General features: G+C 64.7%; 7 protein-coding genes and 1 other RNA gene. 5 read left to right on the top strand and 3 right to left on the bottom strand.

Annotation, left to right across the window (positions count from 1 at the left end; all coding sequences use genetic code 11):
- Positions 1-453 precede the first annotated feature (453 nt).
- Positions 454-561: an LPXTG cell wall anchor domain-containing protein gene (locus TVB01_RS14035; RefSeq protein WP_422456528.1), complete on the bottom strand. Its 108-nt coding sequence runs from the start codon at positions 559-561 to the stop codon at positions 454-456.
- A 489-nt stretch (positions 562-1,050) separates the two neighbouring features.
- On the opposite strand from TVB01_RS14035, the gene ffs reads away from it, so the two are divergent.
- The 4 genes from ffs to TVB01_RS14015 all read left to right on the top strand — a co-directional run bounded on the left by ffs (position 1,051) and on the right by TVB01_RS14015 (position 6,351).
- An RNA gene (gene ffs / locus TVB01_RS14030) (signal recognition particle sRNA small type) lies at positions 1,051-1,146 on the top strand.
- A gap of 78 nt (positions 1,147-1,224) precedes the next feature.
- Entirely contained in the window at positions 1,225-4,200 is a 2,976-nt protein-coding gene (locus TVB01_RS14025) for a DNA polymerase III subunit gamma and tau (protein ID WP_422456527.1), read from the top strand.
- Positions 4,201-4,235: 35 nt separating this feature from the next.
- Positions 4,236-4,832 (top strand): recombination mediator RecR, encoded by a 597-nt coding sequence (gene recR / locus TVB01_RS14020; protein WP_422456526.1) that lies wholly within the window; start codon positions 4,236-4,238, stop codon positions 4,830-4,832.
- A 232-nt stretch (positions 4,833-5,064) separates the two neighbouring features.
- A complete protein-coding gene (locus tag TVB01_RS14015; RefSeq protein WP_227896632.1) occupies positions 5,065-6,351 on the top strand; it encodes an aspartate kinase in 1,287 nt (428 codons plus the stop codon).
- 65 nt (positions 6,352-6,416) lie between these two features.
- Here TVB01_RS14015 and TVB01_RS14010 read toward each other — a convergent pair whose 3' ends face one another.
- Positions 6,417-6,653: a hypothetical protein gene (locus TVB01_RS14010; protein WP_422456525.1), complete on the bottom strand. Its 237-nt coding sequence runs from the start codon at positions 6,651-6,653 to the stop codon at positions 6,417-6,419.
- An 88-nt stretch (positions 6,654-6,741) separates the two neighbouring features.
- Positions 6,742-6,957, bottom strand: a complete 216-nt coding sequence (locus tag TVB01_RS14005; RefSeq protein ID WP_422456524.1) for a hypothetical protein — start codon at positions 6,955-6,957, stop codon at positions 6,742-6,744.
- A gap of 102 nt (positions 6,958-7,059) precedes the next feature.
- Between TVB01_RS14005 and TVB01_RS14000 the strand changes: the two genes are divergently transcribed.
- Positions 7,060-7,524, top strand: a complete 465-nt coding sequence (locus TVB01_RS14000) for a MarR family winged helix-turn-helix transcriptional regulator (protein WP_422456523.1) — start codon at positions 7,060-7,062, stop codon at positions 7,522-7,524.
- The last annotated feature ends 246 nt before the right edge of the window (positions 7,525-7,770 follow it).

Here is a 7,770-nt window from a genome sequence, read left to right as displayed (position 1 = left end):
AAATAATTGGTATCAATAAACTTGGCACACTATTGAGTTCTCAAACAACAGTCGCATCCGGCCTACTCAGAAAAACCATTTCCGTTTCCGGATGATTCTTTTTCTTTTCGCACCGCTGCGGTGTTTCATAATTCTATTTCATCGATCCGGTTTTAGCAATTCGGCGGATTTCCGTGGAAATCGTTTCGAACCGGTCAAACCATCACTCCGAACCCAGCATTCAGTCCCAGGCTTTTCCGCCGGCACACAAGGCGCGCAGCAGATCCACCATCAAAAGAAAGTTGGGGTTTGGCCGCCTTGCTCAGGCGCTTCTTGCTTCTCAGCAGAGCGTCCCGGCCGCGGCGACTCAGAAGACTTTACACAGGTTTGCGGGGCCGTGCAAATCGGCCTGGGCGCGGTGGAACCGGCCCCCGTGGGGACCGGTTCCGGTGGCGCAATTCCCAGGTGGTGCGGCTAGCCCTGACGGCGTCGAAGTGCAGCCAGGACCAGCATGGAGCCGCCCGCTACTGACCATCCACCGATCAGTGCCGGACTCACCGATTCTGCACCTGTCTTAGGCAGCCGATGCCTGACGAGGACCGGAACATAGAGTTTGGCAACCCGCCGCTGTGGACTGCTCCCGCCTGGAGGGTCACCGCGCGGGTAAACGCGGACACCGCAGTGACGTCCTGGTTCGCTCCGGACTCGGGCTTGGAGACGATGTCGCAGCCGGATCGGCCAGCTTGGGCGCAGCGGTTAACCAGTGAAGGTTCGCATGGCAGCAGTGCCTTATACGCGGGCCCTATATAGGACAGGTATGCCGGCCGGCCTCCTGAGCCCCTCGGGAATTGGGCCCAAAGCTTCCACGACGTGCTTAAACCATTCAGGCCCGCAGCGTTGCGGTAACTCAACATGGAATGGTTGTCCGCCGGGTGGCCAGCACGCATTTAACAGGACACACGGGTGCCGTCGGCCAGCCACAGCACCGGGTGCCGGCGTCGGGCCTTCTACCGGCTCATCCGGGCCCCGTGGACCCCGGATGAGGCACCCGAAAAATCGGGTAGACTTGTTCCCGGCCCCTCATGTGGTGTCATCCTGTGAACTCCCCCAGGACCGGAAGGTAGCAAGGGTAAGCGGGCTCTGGCAGGTGCATGGGGGGTCTTTAATTTATCCGGAAACAGCGGTGCTGCACCCCGCCCCGGGCCCGGATGCGAACCGTCAGTGCCAACCGATAAGGTTCTATCTGTGAGTACAGCCCTTTACCGCCGCTACCGTCCCGAGAGCTTCGCGGACGTGATCGGCCAGGAGCATGTCACCGAGCCGCTGATGGCGGCCCTCTCCAAGAACCGCGTCAACCACGCCTACCTTTTCTCAGGTCCGCGCGGCTGCGGCAAGACCACCTCCGCACGCATTCTGGCCAGGTGCCTGAACTGCGCCGAGGGCCCGACGCCGATTCCCTGCGGCACCTGCGACAGCTGCGTCGAACTGGCCCGCAACGGTGCGGGCAGCCTGGACGTCATTGAAATCGACGCGGCCAGCCACGGCGGCGTCGACGATGCGCGCGACCTGCGCGAACGAGCCACCTTCGCCCCGGTGCGCGACCGCTACAAGATCTTCATCATCGACGAAGCCCACATGGTCACTTCCGCCGGCTTCAACGCGCTTCTGAAGATCGTCGAAGAGCCGCCGGAACACATCAAGTTCATTTTCGCGACCACGGAGCCGGACAAGGTCATTGGCACCATCCGTTCCCGCACGCACCATTACCCGTTCCGGCTCGTTCCGCCGGAACCGCTGCTGGCTTACCTGGACAAGCTCTGCCAGCAGGAAAACGTTCCCGTGGCTCCGGGCGTCCTGTCCCTGGTCATCCGGGCCGGCGGTGGATCGGTGCGCGACTCGCTCTCCGTCCTTGACCAGCTGATGGCGGGCGCCGGGGAAGCCGGGCTGGACTATGAGCTGGCCGTAAACCTCCTTGGATACACTCACGTGGCGCTGCTCGACGATGTTGTCGATGCTTTTGCCGCAGGTGACGCCGCCACTGTCTTCAGTGCCGTGGACCGCGTCATCCAGACCGGGCAGGATCCCCGCCGTTTCGTGGAAGACCTGCTGGAACGCTTCCGCGACCTCATCGTGGTCAACGCCATGCCGGACAGTGCCGCAGCCGTGCTTCGGGGTGTCCCGGAAGACCAGATCAGCCGGATGCGCACGCAGGCAGCCCAGTTCGGCGGCGCCGAGCTCTCCCGCGCCGCGGACATCACCAATACCGCGCTGACGGAAATGACAGGCGCCACCTCACCTCGCCTGCATCTGGAACTGCTTTGCGCCCGCGTCCTGCTGCCCGCCGCCGACCAGTCGGAGCGCGGCACGGCAGCACGCGTGGACCGGATCGAACGCCGCCTGAGCTACGCCGGCGACTCCGGTTCCGCTCCGGCCCCCGCAAATGCAACGCAGACGACGCCGGAACGTGAGTCCGCAGCTGCGGCACCTTCCGCTCCGGCGCAGTGGCGCACACCGGCTCCCGCCGCCGAGCAGGCCGCTGCGGAACCTGTGCCAGCTGTTGTTTCCGGTCCGGCCGCGGGCGCTGCGCCCTCTTCTGCACCTGAGCCGTCGAACGGGTCGGCAGACTGGGGCGGCACATGGGCTACCCCGGCCCCGTCTGCTTCATCAGGTGCCGGCGCCGCAGCTGCGGCCGGGAAGTCGTGGGACGACGTCTCCAAGGAAGCCGCAGCACAGCAATCCGGCCCAGCGCAACATACCGGCGCACCCCAGCAATCCGGCCCAGCGCAACATACCGGCGCACCCCAGCAGGCAGACGACCGCCAGGCGACCGCCCCGGCGCGCGAACCTGCCCCAAACAACGCTCCTTCGCAGGACGCCGCGGGACCCGCCGCCGCACCTGATCCAGCCGCGCCCGCACGGGCCGCTGCATCCGCACCTGCACCTCAGGGAGGCGCACCGGCTGCCGGTGGAGGACAGGTGGAGATGATCCGCCGCGCCTGGCCCGAAATCATGGATGCCCTGACGAGCATTCGACGGGCGACGTGGCTCAATGTCAGCAAGAATGCGTCGCCGCGGGCCTTTGACGGCAAGGTGCTCGAGCTGGCCTTCTCGAATCCGGGTGCGGCCACCAACTTCAACCGGCCCGATCATCTTGAGAACCTGCGCAGGGCCATCCACCAGGTGCTTGGTGTGGACTGCCAGGTCAATGCCGTACACGACAATTCCGCGTCAGCGGGTGAACCCGGCCCAAAAGCTGGTAGCCGGCAGACCGCGCCGGCACAGACTCCGGCAGCTGCACCGGCCCAGCCAGCGGCAGCATCCGTCCAGATACCGGGCAAGGTTGCGCCTCCAGCGGGCGCTTCGGCACTGGGTCCGGCTGCAGCTCCAGCGGGCGCTTTGGCCCCGGCAGACGCTGTGTCTCCGGCAGTCACTCCGGCTCCGGCCGTCGCTGCTGCTCCAGGGGGTGCAGCGGCTTCGGCCAGCGGACCCGCGCCCGCTTGGCCGGGAACTGCGGCACCTGCCAGCACGGCCAACGTAAAGACCAGCCCTGCTCCTCCATCCCCCGCGGCCTCCAGCACCCCCAGCGCCTCGACTGCCCCTGCCCGTTCAACGGCGGTACGGGCTGCTGCTCCCCTCCCCGAAGACTGGCCGCAGGAACCGTCGGAACCGGCTGACATGCCGGAAAGCAACGCATGGGAAACAGCAGCCGTTCCGGAAGACATCCATGCGACCAGCGCAGTCAGCGACGCAGAATGGTCCACCACCAACTGGGCCGGCACCACTTCCTCCCGTCCCGGCGGACGGCCGCAGGGCTCCGGCTCAGCGCCCGCCAATGCCGCACCGGCAGCGTCGGGCTCCGTCCAGCTGGCTGAAGCGCCGGGCGCGCGCCCGGACCGAGCCAGGCCCGCGCAAAACAGCCCGGCCCAAGCCACCCCTCGTCAGTCGAGTCCAGCTCAGTCCGGTCCCGCTCAGCAGGCACCTGGAAATGACGGCCGTCCGCTCAGCCGCTACCAGAAACTGCTCAACGAAGCTGCCGCGCGCAACGGCTCGGCGCCGTCGTCCGCGGCCCGCGGCAAAGTAGACTTGGTCGAAGACGTTCCCAGCGCCGACGACGTGACCCTTGAGGATTCCGGCCTGGTCGGACGCAAGGCGATCGAACGGATCCTGGGCGGCCGCCTGATCGAAGAACGCGGCCTCGACGGCCACGACATCCGCCGGTAAACCGGTACAACCACTATTCCCCAGAAGAAGGCCACGTGTACGAAGGTGCGGTTCAGGAACTGATCGACGAGTTGGGCCGACTCCCCGGGGTGGGTCCCAAGTCGGCTCAGCGGATCGCGTTCCACATCCTTGAGTCCAACGCCGAGGACATGTCCAAGCTGGCGTCCGCGATCACCACGGTCAAGGAAAAGGTGAAGTTCTGCCAGGTGTGCGGCAACGTCACCGAGCAGGAAACGTGCAATATCTGCCGTGATCCGCGCCGCGATCCGACGATGATCTGCGTCGTGGAGGAGTCCAAGGACGTCATCGCCGTCGAACGCACCCGTTCCTTCCGCGGCCGCTATCACGTGCTGGGCGGCGCGATTAATCCGATTGCCGGCATCGGCCCCGACCAGCTGCGCATCCGCGAACTGCTGAGCCGGCTCTCCGATGAGCAGATCAGCGAGATCATCATCGCCACCGATCCGAACCTCGAGGGCGAAGCCACCGCCACCTACCTGGTCCGCATGCTCAAGACCCTCGGCATCACGGTCACGCGCCTGGCATCGGGCCTGCCGGTGGGCGGAGACCTGGAATACGCCGACGAGATCACCCTCGGCCGGGCCTTCGAGGGCCGCCGCAGCCTCAGCTAGGCGCGCGGCGTCCAGACCTGCGCGATGACCGCAGCACAGGCACCTGCACGGAGCACCATTCGTTAAGTCGAGGTTGAGCGCCGTGTCTAAGGCATTTCGGCGCCGCTGCAGGGGAGTTATAGACTCTTGACCATTGGCCGCCGCGATGCGGCCTTTTCCACGGATAGCCTGAGCTGGGGCGGCCCCGCGCCGCCGGACAGCCACTGAGAACAGTTCCAGAGAGCGTGTACGCATGAGCCTTATAGTGCAGAAATTCGGCGGTTCCTCCGTATCGGACGCCGAGGGCATTAAGCGCGTCGCCAAACGGGTGGTCGACACCCAAAAGGCCGGGAACGACGTCGTCGTTGTGGTCTCCGCGATGGGCGACTCCACCGATGAGCTGCTGGACCTCGCCGGCCAGATCACCGTCGGAACGTACCCGCGGGAAATGGACATGCTGCTCAGCTCCGGAGAGCGCATCTCCATGGCGCTGCTGGCCATGGCCATCAACGAACTCGGCGCTTCTGCGCAGTCCTTCACCGGCAGCCAGGCCGGCATGATCACCGACGCGATCCACGGCAAGGCCCGGATCATCGACGTCTCCCCCCACCGCATCAAGACCGCCATCGAGAAGGGCGACGTCGCGATCGTCGCAGGCTTCCAGGGCATGAGCCGGGACAGCCAGGACATCACCACCCTGGGCCGCGGCGGTTCAGACACCACCGCCGTCGCCCTGGCTGCCGCACTCGATGCCGACGTCTGCGAAATCTATACCGACGTCGACGGCGTCTACACCGCTGATCCGCGCGTGGCCCCCACGGCCCAGAAGATCGACAAGATCTCCAGCGAGGAAATGCTGGAGATGGCTGCCTCCGGCGCGAAGATCCTGCACCTGCGCTGCGTGGAGTACGCCCGGCGCTTTGGGGTACCGCTGCACGTTCGCTCCTCCTTTAGCCAGCATGAGGGAACCTGGGTCCTGCCCAGCCCCGATGACAAGATCAAGATTCAAGAGGGAGAACCCTTGGAACAGCCCATCATTTCCGGCGTCGCGCACGACCGTTCCGAAGCCAAGCTCACGGTGGTCGGTGTCCCCGACATCCCCGGCAAGGCAGCGGAAATCTTCGGCGTCGTCGCCGGCGCGAACACCAACATCGACATGATCGTGCAGAACGTCTCCACCAAGGGCTCGGGCAAGACGGATATTTCCTTCACCCTGCCGATCGTGGACGGCCAGGCTGCCATGGCTGCGCTGAATGCCGCCAAGGCTGAGGTCGGCTTCGACAGCATCGACTACGACGAGCAGATCGGCAAGCTCTCCCTCATCGGCGCGGGCATGCGCTCCAACCCGGGCGTTTCGCACCGCTTCTTCGAGGCACTGCACCTGGCCGGGGTGAACATCGACATGATCTCCACCTCGGAAATCCGCATCTCCGTGGTCACCAACGCTGCCCTGCTCGACGACGCAGTCCGCGCCGTCCACGCAGCATTCGGGCTCGACGGCGAAGCCGAGGCGACGGTCTACGGCGGCACCGGGCGCTGACAGCACACAGCTTCTTAAAGGACGTCCGGGGCACTGGGCGTCCTTTGCTGCTTTAACAGCTGTGCCTAGTACATGTCCTCTTTGAACTTTGGGCCGTGGAAGTAGTCCTTGTACACCACCGGTTCAGCAGGCTCGCGGTGGGGCTTGCCGTTCCTGTATTCGCGGTCCACCCCGTAGTGGTGGCCTTCTTCGTCTGTTTCAACGATGATTTCGGGCAGGTCCGCTTCCACAGGCCGGGGGATCTCGTCCTCGGGCAGGCGCGGTTCGCCGCTGCTGCCGGGATCCGGAACGATTGTTGCCATCGGAACCCCTCCTTCAAGGGCCGGGTTGGGTTCCTTAAGGATAGGTTTTTAGCTCCGGAACAAACCGGTCCTGCACAAAAAAGCTGCGTCAGTCCTGCTTGCGCGGGAGGATGTAGCTGCTGCCGTCGGCACGTGTGACGGTTTCCCATTTGGCCTTTTCCTCGGCCTGCTGGGCTTCGAGGAGACGCTTGTTCTCCTCGGTCATGTCATGGGTGAGCGAGGACGTCTGGGCCGGACCGAAAAACATCCGTGCCTTTCCTGTTGCGCGCATGAACTTTGCGGTGAAGCTTTCCCTGGCTGCCACTCTGACGTCCCTTCCGAGGTGTATCTGGAACTCATAGTACGCTAACCGTTAGTGCACTAAGCATTTGTTGAGCCAATCGGCACACAGGGAAGAAGGACCTCGATGGACACCGGCACCGCAGACGATGACCTGCTGCTCGAGCACCAGCTCTGCTTCGCCCTGTCTGTCGCGTCGCGCTCCGTCGTCGGGGCCTATCGTCCCGTACTCGAGGAACTCGGTATCACCCACCCGCAATACCTGGTCCTGCTGGCCCTCTGGGAAGAATCCCCGCGCACGGTCCGCAACCTCGGGGACACCCTGGTGATGGAACCGGCCACTCTTTCCCCCATGCTCAAGCGGCTGGAGAGCGCGGGCCTGGTGGAACGCAACCGCGCCCCCGGAAACGACCGCGCCCTGGCCGTCAGCCTGACCGAAAAAGGGCGGGCACTGCGACAGCAGGCGACGCAGATTCCTGCCGCTATGCTGGCGCGACTGCAGCTGACGCGGGAGGAAGTCCATCAGCTGAACACCGCCATGCGCCGGCTCATCCAGGCGACCCAGCTTCCGGATCGCCACACTGGACAGTGAATGTGCAAATGGGCCGGCTGATGGAGCACAATAGTGCGTAAAGAATAACGAACTGGTAACGATAGGCATGTGGTATATAAGGCGGCTTATATACCCGAACCGCAAAACTAATCGAACTACTCTTCTTCGCGTCCCGAAAAGCACCCGATGGGCGGCCGGCATGTCCGCCCCAAGGAGAAGATTCCCGTGGCAACACCGCCCTCATCACGGCACCAAGCAACCCCCGCGCCGCCCTCCGGCAGCGCG

The sequence above is a fragment of the Arthrobacter sp. 7Tela_A1 genome (assembly GCF_049311065.1).
Taxonomy (GTDB): Bacteria; Actinomycetota; Actinomycetes; order Actinomycetales; family Micrococcaceae; genus Arthrobacter_B.
This window is presented reverse-complemented; position numbering and strand designations above follow the sequence as displayed.

Excerpts from the sequence above, each read along its gene's own strand:
- TVB01_RS14015 (WP_227896632.1), top strand. The coding sequence starts at position 5,065 with ATGAGCCTTATAGTGCAGAAATTCGGCGGTTCCTCCGTATCGGACGCC.
- TVB01_RS14010 (WP_422456525.1), bottom strand. The coding sequence starts at position 6,653 with ATGGCAACAATCGTTCCGGATCCCGGCAGCAGCGGCGAACCGCGCCTG.
- TVB01_RS14000 (WP_422456523.1), top strand. The coding sequence starts at position 7,060 with ATGGACACCGGCACCGCAGACGATGACCTGCTGCTCGAGCACCAGCTC.